Source organism: Extensimonas vulgaris, assembly GCF_003337425.1.
GTDB lineage: Bacteria > Pseudomonadota > Gammaproteobacteria > Burkholderiales > Burkholderiaceae_C > Extensimonas > Extensimonas vulgaris.
Genome location: NZ_QPJU01000025.1, coordinates 1 through 1,196 on the forward strand (window position 1 = coordinate 1; position 1,196 = coordinate 1,196).

Annotated in this window: 1 protein-coding gene; it reads right to left on the reverse strand. The window is 62.2% G+C overall.

All coding sequences use genetic code 11. The features are described 5' to 3' along the window. Position 1: 1 nt before the first annotated feature. Entirely contained in the window at positions 2 to 1,192 is a 1,191-nt protein-coding gene (gene tuf, locus DFR45_RS14255; protein ID WP_114484395.1) for an elongation factor Tu, read from the reverse strand. Between the last annotated feature and the right edge of the window lie 4 nt (positions 1,193 to 1,196).

The following is a 1,196-nucleotide window of genomic DNA, read 5'->3' on the forward strand; positions in this document are numbered from 1 at the left end:
CTCAATCAAGGATCTTGGCCACGACGCCGGCGCCGACCGTGCGGCCGCCCTCACGGATGGCAAAGCGCAGACCTTCTTCCATGGCGATGGGGTTGATCAGCTTGACGGTGATCGTCACGTTGTCGCCAGGCATCACCATTTCCTTGTCGGCCGGCAGCTCGATCGCGCCGGTCACGTCGGTGGTGCGGAAGTAGAACTGCGGACGGTAGTTGTTGAAGAACGGCGTGTGGCGGCCGCCTTCTTCCTTGCTCAGCACATAGACCTCGGCGGTGAAGTGCGTGTGCGGCTTGATCGTGCCGGGCTTGGCCAGCACCTGGCCGCGTTCGACGTCTTCACGCTTGGTGCCGCGCAGCAAAATGCCGACGTTGTCGCCCGCCTGGCCTTGGTCGAGCAGCTTGCGGAACATTTCCACGCCCGTGCAGACGGTTTTTTGCGTCTCGCGGATGCCGACGATTTCGATTTCTTCGCCGACTTTGATGACGCCGCGCTCGATACGGCCCGTGACCACGGTGCCGCGCCCGGAGATCGAGAAGACGTCTTCGACGGGCATGAGGAAGGGCTGGTCGATTGCGCGCTGCGGCGTGGGGATGTAGGTGTCCAGGGCTTCGGCGAGCTTGAGGATGGCTTGCTCGCCCAGGGGGCCTTTGTCGCCTTCGAGGGCGAGTTTGGCCGAGCCGCGGATGATGGGGGTGGTGTCGCCGGGGAAGTCGTATTTGTCGAGCAGTTCACGCACTTCCATTTCGACGAGCTCGAGCAGCTCTTCGTCGTCGACCATGTCGCACTTGTTGAGGAAGACGATGATGTAGGGCACACCCACCTGGCGGGCCAGCAGGATGTGTTCGCGCGTTTGCGGCATGGGGCCGTCGGCGGCGGAGACGACGAGGATGGCGCCGTCCATCTGGGCTGCGCCGGTGATCATGTTCTTGACGTAGTCGGCGTGACCGGGGCAGTCCACGTGGGCGTAGTGGCGGTTGGCGGTTTCGTATTCGACGTGTGCGGTGTTGATCGTGATGCCGCGGGCTTTTTCTTCAGGCGCTGCGTCGATTTCGTCGTATTTCTTGGCTTCACCGCCAAATTTGTTTGCCAGCACCGTGGCGATGGCTGCCGTCAGCGTGGTCTTGCCGTGGTCAACGTGACCGATCGTGCCCACGTTGACGTGCGGCTTCGTGCGTTCGAATTTTCCTTTTGCCATTTTC

What these genes read in the sequence shown, in the direction of transcription:
- tuf (WP_114484395.1), bottom strand. Translation starts at nt 1,192, where the DNA reads ATGGCAAAAGGAAAATTCGAACGCACGAAGCCGCACGTCAACGTGGGC.